16 protein-coding genes are annotated in these 15,797 nt (G+C 64.6%); 8 read left to right on the forward strand and 8 right to left on the reverse strand.

Annotated elements, in window-relative coordinates:
- Positions 1-141: 141 nt before the first annotated feature.
- The 5 genes from dnaA to B9Z03_RS07385 form a co-directional block, all read right to left on the reverse strand.
- Positions 142-1,620, reverse strand: a complete 1,479-nt coding sequence (dnaA, locus tag B9Z03_RS07365; protein WP_139832440.1) for a chromosomal replication initiator protein DnaA — start codon at positions 1,618-1,620, stop codon at positions 142-144.
- 875 nt (positions 1,621-2,495) lie between these two features.
- Positions 2,496-2,762 (reverse strand): 30S ribosomal protein S20, encoded by a 267-nt coding sequence (rpsT, locus tag B9Z03_RS07370; protein WP_085463611.1) that lies wholly within the window; start codon positions 2,760-2,762, stop codon positions 2,496-2,498.
- A gap of 162 nt (positions 2,763-2,924) precedes the next feature.
- Positions 2,925-3,698, reverse strand: a complete 774-nt coding sequence (locus B9Z03_RS07375) for an enoyl-CoA hydratase (RefSeq protein WP_085463612.1) — start codon at positions 3,696-3,698, stop codon at positions 2,925-2,927.
- A gap of 30 nt (positions 3,699-3,728) precedes the next feature.
- Positions 3,729-4,622: a bifunctional DNA-formamidopyrimidine glycosylase/DNA-(apurinic or apyrimidinic site) lyase gene (gene mutM, locus B9Z03_RS07380; RefSeq protein ID WP_085463613.1), complete on the reverse strand. Its 894-nt coding sequence runs from the start codon at positions 4,620-4,622 to the stop codon at positions 3,729-3,731.
- Positions 4,615-5,847 (reverse strand): phosphopentomutase, encoded by a 1,233-nt coding sequence (locus B9Z03_RS07385; protein ID WP_085463614.1) that lies wholly within the window; start codon positions 5,845-5,847, stop codon positions 4,615-4,617. Before B9Z03_RS07385 ends, mutM begins: the two co-directional genes overlap by 8 nt.
- 54 nt (positions 5,848-5,901) lie before the next feature.
- On the opposite strand from B9Z03_RS07385, the gene B9Z03_RS07390 reads away from it, so the two are divergent.
- The gene (locus tag B9Z03_RS07390; RefSeq protein WP_085463615.1) at positions 5,902-6,807 is read left to right on the forward strand and encodes a phosphate/phosphite/phosphonate ABC transporter substrate-binding protein; all 906 of its coding nucleotides are present in this window, start codon (positions 5,902-5,904) and stop codon (positions 6,805-6,807) included.
- A gap of 10 nt (positions 6,808-6,817) precedes the next feature.
- Here B9Z03_RS07390 and B9Z03_RS07395 read toward each other — a convergent pair whose 3' ends face one another.
- From B9Z03_RS07395 to B9Z03_RS07405, 3 genes are all read right to left on the reverse strand, one after another.
- Complete coding sequence (locus tag B9Z03_RS07395) at positions 6,818-7,429, reverse strand: TadE/TadG family type IV pilus assembly protein (RefSeq protein WP_085463616.1); 612 nt, start codon at positions 7,427-7,429, stop codon at positions 6,818-6,820.
- A 36-nt stretch (positions 7,430-7,465) separates the two neighbouring features.
- The gene (locus B9Z03_RS07400) at positions 7,466-8,053 is read right to left on the reverse strand and encodes a TadE/TadG family type IV pilus assembly protein (RefSeq protein WP_085463617.1); all 588 of its coding nucleotides are present in this window, start codon (positions 8,051-8,053) and stop codon (positions 7,466-7,468) included.
- 124 nt (positions 8,054-8,177) lie between these two features.
- Positions 8,178-8,597, reverse strand: a complete 420-nt coding sequence (locus tag B9Z03_RS07405) for a pilus assembly protein N-terminal domain-containing protein (RefSeq protein ID WP_432416992.1) — start codon at positions 8,595-8,597, stop codon at positions 8,178-8,180.
- A 336-nt stretch (positions 8,598-8,933) separates the two neighbouring features.
- On the opposite strand from B9Z03_RS07405, the gene B9Z03_RS07410 reads away from it, so the two are divergent.
- The 7 genes from B9Z03_RS07410 to B9Z03_RS07440 all read left to right on the forward strand — a co-directional run bounded on the left by B9Z03_RS07410 (position 8,934) and on the right by B9Z03_RS07440 (position 15,797).
- On the forward strand, positions 8,934-9,107 hold the full coding sequence (locus B9Z03_RS07410; RefSeq protein WP_085463618.1) for a Flp family type IVb pilin: 174 nt from the start codon (positions 8,934-8,936) through the stop codon (positions 9,105-9,107).
- 131 nt (positions 9,108-9,238) lie between these two features.
- Positions 9,239-9,760 (forward strand): A24 family peptidase, encoded by a 522-nt coding sequence (locus B9Z03_RS07415; RefSeq protein ID WP_085463619.1) that lies wholly within the window; start codon positions 9,239-9,241, stop codon positions 9,758-9,760.
- A gap of 126 nt (positions 9,761-9,886) precedes the next feature.
- Complete coding sequence (cpaB, locus tag B9Z03_RS07420; RefSeq protein WP_085463620.1) at positions 9,887-10,699, forward strand: Flp pilus assembly protein CpaB; 813 nt, start codon at positions 9,887-9,889, stop codon at positions 10,697-10,699.
- A 2-nt stretch (positions 10,700-10,701) separates the two neighbouring features.
- Positions 10,702-12,264, forward strand: a complete 1,563-nt coding sequence (locus B9Z03_RS07425; protein ID WP_085463621.1) for a type II and III secretion system protein family protein — start codon at positions 10,702-10,704, stop codon at positions 12,262-12,264.
- A 55-nt stretch (positions 12,265-12,319) separates the two neighbouring features.
- On the forward strand, positions 12,320-12,982 hold the full coding sequence (locus B9Z03_RS07430) for a CpaD family pilus assembly protein (protein ID WP_244561682.1): 663 nt from the start codon (positions 12,320-12,322) through the stop codon (positions 12,980-12,982).
- A 13-nt stretch (positions 12,983-12,995) separates the two neighbouring features.
- Complete coding sequence (locus B9Z03_RS07435; protein ID WP_085463623.1) at positions 12,996-14,276, forward strand: AAA family ATPase; 1,281 nt, start codon at positions 12,996-12,998, stop codon at positions 14,274-14,276.
- Between the two features lie 27 nt (positions 14,277-14,303).
- Positions 14,304-15,797, forward strand: a complete 1,494-nt coding sequence (locus B9Z03_RS07440) for a CpaF family protein (RefSeq protein WP_085463624.1) — start codon at positions 14,304-14,306, stop codon at positions 15,795-15,797.

Below are 15,797 nucleotides of genomic sequence, written 5' to 3' on the forward strand. Positions count from 1 at the left end.
GGCAGGAATCGAGCGCAAACTGACAGGAAATGGCCCAGAAAAGCAAGCCCGCCGCGCCGTTCGGACGGCTTTCGGCGGGCTATTCCGGGGATAACGCAGCCCTGCCGCGGGCATGTCCCTCCGCGGCCCGGGGCGCTCGGCTCATGCCTGATCGTTGATCAGCCGCCGGAGCAGTTCGAGCTCCTGCGCGAGCGTGGTGTCGCTCGACGACTGGCCCTCGATCTTGCGGACGGCGTGAAGGACCGTCGTGTGGTCGCGCCCGCCGAAGCGGCGGCCGATCTCGGGCAGCGAGCGCGGCGTCAGCACCTTCGACAGGTACATCGCCACCTGCCGCGGCTTGACGATCGTGCGCGTGCGGCGGTTGGACAGGAGCTCCGTCTTCGACACGTTGTAGTGCCGCGCCACGATGCGCTGGATGTCCTCGATGCGCACCCGCTTCGGCTCGCCGGAGCGGTAGATGTGGCCGAGCAGCTCGTCGATCCGGTCGAGCGTGATCTGCGGCTCGAAGGACTGGCGGAAGATCAGCTGGTTGAAGGCGCCTTCGAGCTCGCGGCCGCTGCCGGTGACGGTGCGGGCGACGTGCTCGATGATCTCGTCGGGGATCGACAGAGACTGGTCCTCGGCCCGTGCGCTGGCGAGCTTCTGGCGCAGCATTTCGAGGCGCATCTGGTAGTCGGGCGCCGACATTTCGAGCGACACGCCGCCATTGAGGCGCGAGCGCACCCGCGGCTCCAGCGATTCCAGCTCGGCCGGCGGCCGGTCGGCGGCGACCACCACCTGCTTGGCGCTGTCGAGCAGCATGTTGATCAGGTGGCAGAACTCGTTCTGGATCGACTTGCCCTGCAGGAACTGCATGTCGTCGATGATCAGGAGGTCGATGTCGCGCAGCTGCTCCTTGAGCGTCAGCGCGTTGTTGTCACGGATCGCGGTGGCGAAGCGCCACATGAAATACTCGGCGGTGAGATAGACGACGCGCGACTTCGCATTGTTGCGCAGCGCTTCCGCGGCGATCGCCTGCAGGAGGTGCGTCTTGCCGAGGCCGACCGAGGCGTGAATGAACAGCGGGTTGAACCGCACCGAGCCGGGACCGGCCTCCGCGACCGTCTTCGCCGCCGCGTAGGCAACGCGGTTGGACGGGCCGTCGATGAACGACTGGAACGTATAGCGCGGGTCGAGCGGCGAGCCGAGCGAGCCGGGCTTCGATTCATGTTCGACGAAGGCCGCACGCGGGGCCACCGGCCGCTCTGCCTTCGGCGGCGAAAGCATGCCCGAGCCGAGGGCAGTCTCAGCCTGGCGCGCCGCCTTGCGCGCCGCCGGCTGCTCGGCGGCCTCGGCGGGCCCGCCATGGCGCACGGGGCTGCGCACGATCACCTCGACCTTGAGCAGGGAGGGATCGACCTCGCGCCAGATCTCGCAGATCGCCTCGAGGTAGTGACCGTTGATCCACGAGCGCAGGAACGCCGTGGGCACCGAAAGGCGCACCAGTCCCTTCGAGGCTTCCGCCAGCTTCATGCGGCCGAACCAGCTCGAATAGACGTCCTGACCGAGCCGCGCCCTGAGCTGCGCCTTCACGCGCTCGAAATTCGCTCCTGCCGCGTCCGCGCCGCGTCCCGCCTGCATCGAGCCGAGATCCGCCTTCACGCTGTCCGAAAATACCGGAAGTACCGCCTCGATCTCCGATCCGATCCCGCCATCCATTCCAGTTTTCCTTGCCTTGTCGACCATGTTGTCCGCCTTCTCCGACGCACCCGAATGGCGTGCGCCAGACCTCGCATGTCTGTTCGTGTCGCCGGTCTTCCGCCAGCTTGATTACCGGGCCCGGCGCCGTCCTCGACCGGCGTCGAACCCTTTTGAGGCAAGACCACACAGTCCCGGCTTTTGACCAGACGCGGCATGCACACCCCAATTTGCAAACGACGACGAAAATCACGTCGTCACGAGAGAAAATAACTCCTCGGCCGCAGGTTGCCCCGCGGTTGATAACCGCTGTTTTCTAATTTGGTATGCGGGTTTGTTCCCCGCCCTCTCGATGCCTGGACATTACAGAAATCACGGGCGGCAGGGCAAGTCCGTGAGTCACGGTTTCTTAACCTGTCGCCTGTCCCGGAAGGCACCAAACCGGTGCCCGTCGGATGGCGATTATGGCAAAACTGTTATGAATCAATCTCTTTTAGCAGGGCCGGTTTTTTAGACTGCCGGCCAAAAAGAATCTGAAAAAAATCGCTTGACACCGTTTTGCTCCGGCCATCCCCCGGCCTATGTGGGAAGCCTGTGGAAAACCTCCGGCAAGCCATTGAAATATATGAATAAAATATGCCGCGAGCAAAAATTGAAAACCGCTATCCCGACGGGCAAATTCGGGGATGTCTCGCGGCCCCGCCGGCAAAGGAAATCCGGTTCCTTAGCGGAAGCAAGACTTTAGCCGCAGCCCGCCAATCCGGCAAATAAAAAAGCCGGCGCAAGCGCCGGCTCCATGTCGTCGGGAGATGTCCGTCTCAGGCGGTAAGAGCCTTGACGCGCTGGGCAAGGCGCGAGACCTTGCGTGAGGCGGTGTTGGTGTGCAGGACGCCCTTCGACGCGGCCCGCATCAGCTCCGGCTGGGCTGCGGTGAACGCCGCCTGGGCGGCTGCCTTGTCGCCGGCTTCGAGCGCTTCCTCGACCTTGCGGATGAAGGTGCGAACGCGCGAGCGGCGGTTCTTGTTGACCGCCGTGCGGCGTGCGATCTTGCGGGTGGCCTTCTTGGCCGAAGACGTATTGGCCATTCCTGTCTCTCTTTCCGGTTCACGCCGCCGGAACATGAACCGCGGCCGCGACAAAACTCAACGGGCGGCCACTGGGCCGCCTCGGGTGGGCGGGCTTATAGTCGAGCTTTCCCGGCGCGTCAACGACCGGGCGGCATCAAACAGCCGCCCGCTCGAAAATTCTCAACGGTTGCGGAAGTTCGGCGAGCGCTTGTCGACGAAGGCCGCCATTCCTTCCTTCTGGTCCTCGAGCGCGAACATCGCGTGAAACACGCGGCGCTCGAAGCGCAGCCCCTCGGTGAGGGTCGTCTCGTAGGAGCGGTTGACCGCCTCCTTGGTCATCATCACCGCCGGCAGCGAGAAGGCGGCGATCTTGGCCGCGGCCTTCAGCGCCTCGTCGAGCAGATCGGCCGCAGGCACGACGCGCGATACGAGGCCGGAGCGCTCGGCCTCCGCGGCATCCATCATCCGGCCTGTGAGGCACATGTCCATCGCCTTCGACTTGCCGACAAAGTGGGTGAGGCGCTGCGACCCGCCCATCCCGGGCATGACGCCGAGGGTGATTTCGGGCTGGCCGAACTTGGCGGTGTCCGAGGCGATGATGAAATCGCACATCATGGCGAGTTCGCATCCGCCGCCGAGCGCGTATCCGGAGACGGCGGCGATGATCGGCTTGCGCACCCGGCCGAGCGCATCCCAGCCCGAGAAGAAGTCCTCCATATACATGTCGATGTAGCTCTTCGGCTGCATCTCGCGGATGTCGGCGCCGGCCGCGAAGGCCTTTTCGGAACCGGTGACGACGATCGCGCCCACGGCCGCATCCGCCTCGAAGGCCTGCAATGCTTCGACCACCTCGCGCAGCACCGTCGAGTTGAGCGCATTGAGCGCCTTGGGGCGATTCAGCGTAAGGAGACCAACACGGCCCCTAGTTTCGACGAGAATGGTTTCGTAGGCCATGGGATCCTCCAGTTGAACGAGGGCGTCGGCCTACCGCTGGCAGGCCGCGCAGAAAAAGGTCGAGCGGCCGGACTGGACGATTCTCTCGACCGTCCCGCCACAGCCTGCCCTGAGGCAGGGCTCTCCCTCCCGGTCATACACCGAGAAAGAGTGCTGGAAATAGCCAAGCGAGCCGTCGGCGTGCACGTAGTCCCTGAGGCTTGATCCGCCCGCCGCGATCGCGTCGAAGATGACCTCCCGTATGGCGGTGGCAAGCTCCTCGGCACGAACATCGGGTTTGTCGGGCGGGCCGGCGATCGTCCCGGCACTGCGCAAGGGCGACAGGCCGGCGCGCCACAGCGCCTCGCAGACATAGATGTTCCCGAGCCCGGCGATCAGCCGCTGGTCGAGGAGGGCGGCCTTCAGCGGTGCCCTTTTATCGCGCAGCAGCGAGGAAAGCAGCTCTCCATCGAGGCTGTTGCCGGTCGGCTCGACGCCGAGTCCCGACAGCGAAGGGTGCTCGTCCAGCAGGCGCTCCTCGGCGAGCAGCATGAAGCCGAAGCGGCGCGGATCGTTGAAGACGACGCGCCCGTGCTCTCCCGACGCGGTCAGGAGATGGAACACGACATGGTCATGCGCGGCGGCCTTGGAACGCTCGTAGTGGAACTCGCCGGGGATGACGGCCTCGCCGCTCATCTCGATACGCCACGAGCCCGACATGCCGAGATGCGAGATGACGACGGCGCCGTCGTCGAGATGGATCGTCAGATATTTCGCGCGCCGGCCGACCGCAGTGACGCGCCGGCTCTCCAGCCGCTCGGCAAAGCGGTCGGGAAAGGGAAAGCGAAGGTCCGGCCTCCTCTGCTCGACGCGCTCGATCACCGCGCCTTCGAGATAGGGCTGCAATCCGCGCCTGACGGTTTCGACCTCGGGAAGTTCAGGCATCTGCGCGGATCAGGCCGTAGAACGATATCCCGTGGCGTCCCGGAGCGAGCCCGAGATGCTCGGCGACGGTCTCGCCGATGTCGGCGAAGGTGGGACGCAGGCCGACGTCGACGGACCGGAGGCCTGGCCCGGCGCCGATGATCGGCACGCGCTCGCGCGTATGGTCGGTGCCGCGCCAGGAAGGGTCGTTGCCGTGGTCGGCGGTCAGTATGAGCATGTCGCCGGGCCTCAGCCGGGCCAGGATTTCGGGCACGCGCCGGTCGAAGGCTTCCAGTGCCGCGGCGTAACCCGCAATGTCGCGGCGATGGCCGTATTCGGTGTCGAAATCGACGAAGTTGGCGAAGACCAGGTCGCCGTCGGCCGCATCGACCATCGCGCCAAGTGCCACGTCCAGCATCGCCATGTTGCCGACGCCCTTGCGGACCTCGGAGATGCCGCGGTGGGCGAAGATGTCGCCGATCTTGCCGATGCCGATGGTGCGCCTGCCGCTCGCCACCACACGGTCGCACAATGTCGGCTCCGGGGGAGGCACGGCGAGATCCTTGCGGTTGGGAGTCCGCTTGAAGGTTTCCACGGTCTCGCCGAGGAACGGCCGCGCGATGACACGGCCGATATTGAGCGGGTCGACGAGCTTGCGCACGACCTTGCAGAGGTCATAGAGGCGCTGAAGGCCGAAATGCTCCTCATGCGCGGCGATCTGCAGGACGGAATCGACCGAGGTGTAGCAGATCGGCTTGCCGGTGCGGATATGCTCCTCGCCGAACCGCTCGATGATCTCGGTGCCCGAGGCATGGCAGTTGCCGAGGATGCCGGGCAGCTTGCCCTCCCGAATGATCGCCTCGGTCAGATCCGGCGGGAAGGCGGGGACCGTGTCGGGGAAATAACCCCATTTGAACGGCACCGGCACGCCGGCGATCTCCCAGTGGCCGGATGGCGTGTCCTTGCCGTCGGAAACCTCCTGCGCCGCGCCGTGGAAACCGGTGCGCATCTCCTCGCGGTCGAAGGGTTGGCCGGTCGCCGTCCGCCAGGCATCGCCGAGCCCGAGCCCGGACATGTTCAGCAGGTCGAGTGGACCTGAACGAAGTCCTTCTCGGTCGCCCTTGCCGTCCCGGCATCCGGCGAGGATGTGGCCGAACGTGTCCGCGCCCTCGTCGCCGAACGTCGCTGCATCCGACGAGCCGCCGATGCCGAAGGAATCCAGAACGAACAGGAAGGCGCGGGGCATATTCTTCGTTATAGTCGGATGAGAACATGCAAGACATAGGTGTGAACGGACGCCATGGCAATCGGAAGGCTTTCCCTGATCCTGGCCCTAGCGACATTCGCGCCGATGTCTCCTGCCAGCGCCGGCTGGCGCGAGGACCTTGGCGTATTCCGCGTCGGGATCGTCCTGCCGGCCGCCAGCGCGCCACAGCTCGAAGGCGCCGAGCGGATTCGCGCCGGCTTTGCGAACGCGCTGGAAATGCCGGTCGAGCTGTTCACGGCCCGCGACTACGCCGTGCTCGCCGATGCGCAGGCCAGCGGCCGCATCCAGTATGCGATCCACACGGCCACGTCCTATGCGTCGGCCTGGCTGCTCTGCTCCTGCGTCGAGCCGCTCGTGGCTCCGGTCGCGGAGGATGGGTCCACCGGCATCCGCTCCGTCCTGATCGCACGGCCGGACGGTCCCCCGACGCCGGAGGCGGCTATCTCGGCAAAGGTGGCGATCGGCCCGGCCGACTCGGTGGCCGGCCGGCTGATCCCCCTGGCAGAGTTCAGGCCCGGCGGCGCCGCCCTGTCCGGCGCGGAGACGTTCCTCGCGCCGGCGTCCTCCGACACCGAGGCGGAGGCGAGCCTGGAGAGCGGCGCGGTCGCGGCAATGTTCGGCTTCACGCGGTCGAATGCGGAGGGGACCGCCTTGGGAGGCACGCCGGAGCGCCTGTCGTCGGCGGGGCTGCAGGGGACGAAGGTGATCTGGACCTCGAACCTGTTGCGCAACGGGCCGCATGCCGTGCGGTCGAACCTTCCAGCCGAGGCCAAGGCCGCGCTGAAGTCGTTCCTGACGGGAATGCGCGCATCCGATCCGGAGCTCTACGACCTGATCGAGCGGCGTTTCTCCGGCGGCTTCGTCGCGGTCGGCCAGGACGACTATGCCTCGGCGGTCGACCTCGTCCGCAAGGCGTCCCGTCCCTTAGACGAGGAGTGAGCCGCGCGCCTCAGCAGGTCGAGCAATCGATGGTCGTGCTCATGCGCGGGCGCAGATAGTAGGTCTCTTGCATGTTGATGTTGTCGAACGCGGCCAGCAGGCCGGTGGCCTGCTTCTCGCTGGCGGTCCAGGTGATGATGGGGCGGTAGTCGAGCGACGTCTCCACGCGGATGAGGAAGGACCCCTTGATCCTCAGCGTCTCTGGGACGGTCGTGGTCGAATCCTTCGCGGCATCCTGCGAGAAGGCGCCGTCGACCATCTTTCGCGACCAGGCGACCGTCACGGTCGGCACATCGTCGTTGCTGATCCGGATTGCCGTGATGACGACCTTCAGCTGCGTCCGGCTGTAGGGGTTGAGCGTCGCCTCGCCGATCGACATGATCGCCTCGACCTCGGTCTTGCTGATGGACTGCTGCTGGGTGACGAGGTCGGCGATCATCGAGGCGGCGCGGCCGACCTTCTTGTTGGCGTCGATCGCGGGCGCGATCTCCATGGTCACGAAATACATCGTCAGGAGCAGCGGCGCGATGAAGGCGAATTCGATCGCGGCCACGCCCTTGCGGTCTGCGGCGGCGCGCCGGAGAAGACCGGCTATTCTGTTCATCCAGGCGAAGCTCGTCATGGTTCTTGTTTCCTCGGCTGATCGGTTTCTGGCGGATCAGTCGTCGAACGGTTCGTTCTGCCAGGTCATCGAGGCGAAGTGCAGCGTCTTGCCGCCCTTCAGGTTCGACATCCTCTTGCGCATGAAGTCGGTCATCACCGGCCATTCGTAGAACACGCGCAGCATGTTCTTCGTCATCGACTTGCCGGGGCTGAAGCCGAAGTTCGAGTCAGCCAGTTCCTTCTCGCTGCCGGACCCGACGAAGGCGATCGTCACGTCGGCGGCGTCCTTGAACGTGGGATATTCGCGCAGGTCGACCTTGAGCCCCGGGCAGCCGGACGCGACGAGGATGTCGATCTGGCTGCAGATCATCTCCTTCAGCTCGTCCTGGGTGAGGTCGGCCGCCTTGACCTGGCCGGTGCGGAGCTGGCGCGCGACATTGTCCGTGGCATTCGCGAGCAGTTGCGACCCGGCGAAGGAGATGCAGCTCTCAAGGATGGCGAAGGTGAGCAGAGCGAAAGGAATGGCCAGCAGGCTGAACTCGATCGCGACATTGCCCTCGCGGTCGCGCAGGAAGCGGCGCGACCTGCGTTCGGGAACGCCAGCGCCGATGCCCTGGACGGGCGAATTGCCTGCGGTATCCATCTGACCCTGCCTCGCCTTGCAACGCATGGGTCTCAGACTAGCGATGAATGGTTGCGATCGGGTTTGCGCGGAAAGTTAAGATTTACCCTCTCTCGCACCGAACTCGGGCAGGAACGCCGTTGGCCTATTGGCTGGCGTTCATCTCCGCTTCCGACTGGCGCTCCGCATCGGTCTTGTAGGAGCTCTCGCACAGCGGCGTGCAGGAGAGGGTCTGCACTTCCGACCGGCGGTAGATCCGCACGGAGCGATCGTCCTGGCGGGTGACGTATATCTGTTCGTCGACGATCGGCGCGCCCTGGGCGTCCATGACGACGAGATTTGTCACCCCGAAGCCCTTGCCGGTGAGGACGATGGTGCTCGCATCCTGCACCGCCGCATCCGCTATCGCCGGATTGCCGACAACGATTGTGTCCGCCGGCCGGGCGAGCTTCACGATCTTGGCCTGGTTCATAACCACCTCGATGCCGGGCTCGGCCGCCGTGGCGGTCGCGGCCGCTACGGCGAGGGTGGCGGCTATCAGCAGGCGGGCAGCGGATCGAGCCACGAGGGCCTCCTCGGATGGGAAAGTTTCAACCGAAGATGAAGGAGATTGGTGAATCTTCAGTTAAGCCGGGTTCCCCTGGGAGCGGGCGGCGGCGTGCGCGGCTGTTGGAAACAGGAAGCGCGCATGCGCGTGTGAGCGTGGGATTTCCGCCGATACAATGCGAGCCGCGCAATTATTCGGCGGTTAACCACAGACGCGTCGGGCGCCGCGTAAGGCTTTGGTAATCCTGTTCGTTAAGCCGATTGCAAGAGCTTCTGGGTAATGTCGCAAACATCCGATCGACACAGAAGAACGCCGACGGAAGTGCTGTGTAACACGTGGAGTAGGAGCTCTCAAATGACCAAGCTTTTCGCCCGCTTTGTGAAGAATGAGTCCGGCGCGACCGCCATCGAATACGGCCTGATCGCGGCCCTGATCGCCCTCGCCATCATGGTCGGCGCTGGCCAGCTCGGCAACTCGCTCGACGCCAAGTTCAAGGATCTGGCTTCGACGCTGGATGGCGCTGGCTGATACGCCTAATCGGCTGGAATTCATCGGGGCTGCGCTGAGAGGCGCGGCCCCTTTGCTTTGAATGACGCACAGTGGGCTTCATCAAGGATTAAGCCCACTATGACTAGTATTCAGCCTCAGTGAGGTTTCCGATGCTTGCGGCCGCCATCTTCGTCATCTTTCCTTTCTGCATGGCCTACGCGGCGATTTCTGACATGCTGTCGATGACGATCGCCAATCGGGTCTCGCTGCTGCTCGTCGTTGCGTTCGCGGTGATTGCGCCAATGACCGGCATGGCTTGGGCAGACTACGGCTGGCACATTGCCGCCGGCCTGGCTGTCCTATCCGTCACCTTCACGCTTTTTGCGATTGGGGGCATGGGCGGCGGCGATGCGAAGCTGCTGGCAGCCACGGCCGTCTGGATGGGGTTCGGGCCGGAACTGATGCAGTATCTGGTCTATTCCGCCGCGCTCGGCGGTCTGCTGACGATCCTAATCCTGATGTACCGGCGTTCGCCTTTGTCGGTATACACCGCTCACAACATCTTCCTACGCAATCTCGCCGATCGCGACATAGGCGTGCCCTACGGCATCGCGCTCGGCCTGGGAGGCCTCATCGCCTATCCGAACACTGCGCTCATGCAATGGGCGCTGGCCCAGGCCGCCGGCCTCTGAATTCCGCGACGGGTCGCATAAACCGAAAATTAATCACGATCGTAAGCATTGCATTAACCTTGTTTTGACGATTGCCACCCCATTGTCGGCCCCGGGTGAATTGGCTTGCCGTGGGTGGGGTCCGACATGGTTGCATCTCGAATAATCATCGCAGGCGTCGCCGTCATGGCGGCGGGCGGTGCGGGATTTATCGCAAAGAACATGTCGAAGGCCCCCGCGCCGCAGGTGGTCGTTAACGCGGCGCCAAGCGCGCCGGCGATCAAGACGGTCGACGTTCTTGTGCTCGCCAGCGATCTGCCCATGGGCGCGACGATCGAGAACCAGCTCGAATGGCAGGCCTGGCCCAGCAACACGGTCAGCGAATACTTCGTGACACGCGACAAGGAGCCGGAGGCGCTCGAGCAGTTGAAGGGCTCGGTTGCCCGGCTCGCGATGTATCAGGGCGAGCCGCTGCGCAAATCGAAACTGATCGGACAGGGCCAGAGCTTCATGTCGGCGATCCTGCCCTCGGGCAAGCGTGCCGTCGCCACCCAGATCGCGGCAGATACCTCCGCCGGCGGCTTCATCCTGCCCAACGACTATGTCGACGTGATCATGACGCGCCGTTCGGATACCGGCGGCGCCCAGGGCTTCGTTACCGAGACGATCCTCAAGAACATCCGCGTGCTCGCCATCGACCAGGCCATCCAGGAGAACGAGGAGGGCCGCAAGGTGAAGGTCGGTGACACCGCCACCCTGGAGCTGACGCCGCAGCAAGCGGAGATCATCACCGTTGCGCAGCAGATGGCCGACCGGCTCACGCTCGCGCTCCGCTCGGTCGTCGATACCCAGGAAGCCAATCTGGACGAAGCCGACTACCTCATTTCGGGCAACGGTCGTCGCGGCACGGTGCGGCTGATCAAGAGCGGTGTGGTGTCGGAAGAGGGGGCTCGCAAGTGAAGATGAAATCGAGAACTTCGATCGCCAAGCTTGGGAAGCTTTGCCGCCTGCAGGCCTCGGGTATCGTCCTGGCGGCTCTGGCCGCAGGAACCTTCCCGTCGACGGTGATGGCGCCATTCCTCGCCTCGCCCGCCCTGGCCAAGGATGGCGGCATTTCCATACGCTCGACGTCGGGCGCAAGTGAGCGCATCAAACTGGGCCTGAATAAGTCCGTGGTGATCGATCTTCCGAACGATGCCTACGACATCCTCGTCGCGAATCCGGCCGTGGCCGACGCCGTGACGCGCACGGCGCGCCGCATCTATCTCTTCGGCAAGGCGGTGGGCGAGACCAACATCTTCGTCTTCGGTCCCAATGGCCAGCAGATCGTCAGCCTCGACCTCGCGGTCGAGCGCGACGTGGCGGGTCTCGAGGAGCATCTGAAGCGGTTCATTCCGAATTCGGACATTTCCGTCGAGCTGATCAACGACAACGTGGTCCTTACCGGTACCGTCGAGACACCGCTGGATGCGACACGCGCCGCCCGTCTGGCCCAAATCTTCGTGACCGGCGGTGAAGCGACGACCGGACAGTACTCACAGACAGCTGCCGGCGGAGATGCCGCGGGCGGCGTCGACATCAACAACCCGGACTCGGAGCGCCAGGTCAGCCAGATCGTGAACATGATCAAGATCATCGGCGAGGACCAGGTGACGCTCAAGGTCACGGTTGCCGAGGTCAGCCGCACGGTCATGAAGCAGCTCGGCGTCAACATGATCGCCGAGGGCAGCAGCAACGGCATTTCTTGGGGTGCGATCGGCGACAACATTATGGGGCTCGGAGCACCGCTAAGCACTTCCGGTTTCTCCATCGGTGGCTCGATGATCCAAGCCTACATCAATGCAATGGAGCAGGCCGGCGTGATGAAGACGCTGGCGGAACCGACATTAACCGCCGTTTCCGGCGAGCAGGCCACCTTCCGCGTCGGCGGAGAATTCAATCTACTCAGTGGCTCCACCTACAGTGTCGACACTGGGCAGGCCGCGACAAAGGTCGATGTCATCGAATACGGCATCGGTCTTGAGTTCAAGCCGGTGGTGCTCTCGCCCGGGCGCATCAGCCTGAAGGTTCGCACGAGCGTGTCGGAGCCTACCACCGAAGCCGCAATCACGGTGTCGACGGCGGAGCAGAAGCGGGGGGCGACCCTTCTGTCGATCCGTAAGCGTCTTGCCGACACAACGGTCGAGTTGCCTTCGGGGGGATCGATGATGATCGCCGGCCTCGTCAGAGACGATGTGCGGCAGGCCATCAGCGGCATGCCGGGCGTCAGCAAGATCCCGGTGCTCGGCACGCTGTTCCGCAGCCGCGACTTCGTCCGCAACGAGACCGAACTCGTCATCATCGTCACGCCCTATCTCTCCCGCCCGGTCGCCCGGACCGCGCTGGCGAAGCCGGACGACAACTTCAATCCGGCCAGCGACGGCGCCGCGAATTTCCTTGGCCGCGTGAACCGCGTCTACGGCACCATGAAGACCGACAAGCCCAACGGCCGCTACCACGGCGTCGTCGGCTACATCTACAAGTGAGATGGAGACCGGCACCATGACCCTCACAGTTTCCACGTCCGATCGGAGATCTCCGGTGCGCCGACTTTCCCTTCCGCTCCTCCTCGTCCTCACGGCGGGCCTCGCCTCGGGCTGCGCGCTCGTCAAGCGCGACCATATCGAGGTCGGGTCGATCCCTGACGATTACCGCACCAACCATCCCATCGTGGTCGGCGAGGCGACGGAATCGATCGATATCGCGGTGGCGTCGAGCGATTTCAGCATGACGCGTGGACAACGCGATGCGGTCGACGGGCTGATGTATCGCTACGACCGGTCCGCGGCGCCGCCCGTGCTGGTGCTGGCGCCGTCGGGATCGGGAAATGCGGCGGCGGCGACCAACGTCGCTTCCGACATCGCCCGCTTCCTTCGCAAGAGCGGCGTCCGCAACGTCGAGATCGCGCATTACGCCGTCGATGCGCCCGACGTCTCCGCGCCGATCCGCGTCTCCTTCAGTGTCGTGAAGGCGACTACGGACAAGTGCGGCCGCTGGCCGGACGACATGCTGAAGACGTCCGACAACAAGCATTGGGCGAATTTCGGCTGCTCGTACCAGAACAATCTCGCCGCGCAGGTGGCGAATCCGAACGATCTGGTCGGCCCGCGGCGGCCAAGCGAGATCGACGCCGAGAACCGCACGGTGGCGATCGGCGAATACCAGACCAAGGACACCATCTTCGAGCCGGAAACGGGCTACTAGGCGGGAGAGGACCATGAGCAATCTTGCCTACGAGACCCAGGCGCTGCCGGACCGCGGCGACGATTTCGGAGCGATGGAGGCGCTTCGTCCGCTTCCGCGGATTTCGATCCAGGCCTTCTGCGAGACCGAAGGCGTCGCGCGGCCCATCGAGCGGGCCGGCGAGGACCGCCGCATGGCCAAGACCCACCTGAAGGTGCACATGGGCGGCCTGGAGACGGCGGTCGAGTTCTATCGGACGGCGCCCACGCCGAACCTGATCCTGCTGGAATCGCGCCGCGAACCGCGCGAGATGCTCGACAGCCTGCGCGGACTGGCCGAGGTCTGCGACCCGACCACCAAGGTCGTTGTGATCGGCCACTACAACGACATCTGGCTCTACCGGGAACTGATCCGCTCAGGCATTTCCGAATATGTCGTCGCGCCGATCTCGATGGCCGACATCCTGGCGGTGATCTCCAACATCTTCGTCAATCCGGAAGCCGAACCTCTCGGCCGAACGATCGCGTTCGTCGGCGCCAAGGGCGGCGTAGGCTCCTCTACGATCGCCCACAACGTCGCCTGGAGCGTCTCCACCCTGTTCAAGTCGGAGGTCGTCGTCGCCGACCTAGACCTGGCCTTCGGCACCGCCAACATCAATTTCGACCAGGACCCGGCCCAGGGCATCGCTGAGGCGGTGTTCTCGCCCGAACGCATCGACGAGACCTATCTCGACCGGCTTCTCGCCCAGTGCGCCGAGCATCTGTCCTTGCTCGCGTCGCCTTCCACCCTCGACCGGATCTACGACTTCGATCCGGACGCCTTCTCGCAGATCATCGACGTCGCGCAGCGCAGCGCGCCGATCGTCGTGCTGGACGTTCCGCATGTCTGGTCCGGCTGGGCGAAGACGACGCTGATGCAGGCCGACGAGATCGTCATCACCGCGACGCCGGAACTGGCCAATCTGCGCAACACCAAGAACCTCGTCGACATGCTGAAGAAGTTGCGCCCCAACGATGCGCTTCCGAAGCTGGTACTCAATCAGGCGGGCGTGCCGAAGCGCCCCGAGATCACCGCGGCCGACTTCGCCGAGCCGCTCGGCATCACGCCGATGGCGGTCATCCCCTTCGATCCTCTCCTGTTCGGCAATGCCTCCAACAACGGCCGAATGCTGGGCGAGATGGACGCGAAAAGCCCGATCGTGGGCATGATCAACGAGGTGGCGCACATCGTCACCGGTCGCGCGGAGATCAAGGCGAAGAAGAAGCCGGGCATCGAGCAGGTGCTCGCCCGCCTGAAGCTCGGCAAGAAGAAGTAAGCCCTCAAACGGAACGGATCTCGTCGCATGTTTGGGAAAAGAGGCAGTGAGGGCGGCTTTGGCGGCGTGGACACGCGTCCGCCGCCGTCCGTCGCCTCGACCACGACCGTCAAGACGGAAGCGCCGGCAGCACCGCGCCCCGCACCGGAGCCGGCTCCGGCGCCGGTCGCTGCGAAACGCTTCGAATCCGCTCCGCCCGCGCTTCAGCCGATGCGTCCCGCCGGTCCGCGCGAGCGTTCCGAGGCCTATTACGACACCAAGAGTCAGGTCTTCTCGGCCCTGATCGACACGATCGACCTGTCGCAGCTCGCCAAGCTGTCGCCCGAAAGCGCGCGCGAGGAAATCCGCGACATCGTCAACGACATCATTGCGATCAAGAACTTCGCGATGTCGATCGCCGAGCAGGAAGACCTGCTCGAGGACATCTGCAACGACGTGCTGGGCTACGGCCCGCTGGAGCCGCTGCTGGCACGCGACGACATCGCCGACATCATGGTGAACGGCGCCAAGCAGGTGTTCATCGAAGTGAACGGCAAGGTCGAGCAGACCTCGATCCGCTTCCGCGACAACCAGCAGCTCCTGAATATCTGCCAGCGCATCGTCAGCCAGGTCGGCCGCCGCGTCGACGAGAGCTCGCCGATCTGCGACGCGCGCCTTCCCGACGGCTCCCGCGTCAACGTCATCGCGCCGCCTCTCGCCATCGATGGCGCGGCCCTCACCATCCGCAAGTTCAAGAAGGACAAGCTGACCCTCGACCAGCTCGTCAAGTTCGGCGCCATCTCGCCGGAAGGCGCGGAGGTGCTCAAGATCATCGGCCGCGTGCGTTGCAACGTCATCATCTCGGGCGGCACCGGCTCCGGCAAGACGACGCTGCTCAACTGCCTGACCAACTATGTCGACCGCGACGAGCGCGTCATCACCTGCGAGGACTCCGCGGAACTGCAGCTGCAGCAGCCGCACGTGGTGCGTCTTGAGACCCGCCCGGCGAACCTCGAAGGCGAGGGCAAGATCACGATGACCGATCTGGTCAAGAACTGCCTGCGCATGCGTCCCGAGCGGATCATCGTCGGCGAGGTGCGCGGACCGGAGGTGTTCGACCTTCTGCAGGCGATGAACACCGGCCACGACGGCTCGATGGGCACGATCCACTCGAACAGCCCGCGCGAATGCCTCAACCGTATGGAATCGATGATCGCCATGGGCGGCTTCTCGCTGCCGCAGAAGACCGTGCGCGAGATCATCGTCGGCTCGGTCGACGTCATCATCCAGGCCGCGCGCCTGCGCGACGGCTCCCGCCGCATCACCCACATCACCGAGGTGATCGGCATGGAAGGCGACGTGATCATCACGCAGGACATCGTGCTCTACAAGTTGAAGGGCGAGGATGCGCATGGCCGCCTGATCGGCGAGCATGTCTCGACCGGCGTCGGCCGGCCGCGGTTCTGGGAGCGGGCCCGCTACTACGGCGAGGAGGCCCGGCTCGCCAAGGCGCTGGAAGCCATGGAAAAGCAGACTGACTGA

The sequence above is a fragment of the Mesorhizobium australicum genome (assembly GCF_900177325.1).
GTDB lineage: Bacteria > Pseudomonadota > Alphaproteobacteria > Rhizobiales > Rhizobiaceae > Mesorhizobium_A > Mesorhizobium_A australicum_A.